General features: G+C 65.7%; 1 protein-coding gene. It reads left to right on the forward strand.

The window, feature by feature from the left end:
• A partial coding sequence (locus tag GVL03_RS20255) for a sugar phosphate isomerase/epimerase (protein ID WP_159502664.1) occupies nt 1-446 on the forward strand: 446 nt, incomplete at both ends.

The following is a 446-nucleotide window of genomic DNA, read 5'->3' on the forward strand; positions in this document are numbered from 1 at the left end:
AGGGGGTGCGTGGGCGGGCGGCGGAGGACATGATGCGGGCCGCGCGGGTGGCGCGGCGGCTTGGCGTGGACACGGTGGTGGGTTTCACGGGTTCGAGTGTCTGGCCGTATGTGGCGATGTTCCCGCCGGTGTCGGCGGAGGTGATCGAGGCGGGGTTCGAGGATTTCGCGGCGCGGTGGAATCCGATTCTCGATGTGTTCGATGCGGAGGGGGTGCGGTTCGCGCATGAGGTGCATCCGGGGGAGATCGCGTACGACTATTGGACGAGTGTGCGGGCGTTGGAGGCGATCGGGCATCGCGAGGCGTTCGGGTTCAATTGGGATCCGTCGCACATGATGTGGCAGAACATCGATCCGGTGGGGTTCATCTGGGACTTCCAGGATCGGATCTATCACGTGGACTGCAAGGACACGCGGTTGCGTCCTCGGAATGGGCGGGCGGGGGTG

This window comes from Microbacterium sp. 18062 (assembly GCF_902706225.1).
GTDB lineage: Bacteria > Actinomycetota > Actinomycetes > Actinomycetales > Microbacteriaceae > Microbacterium.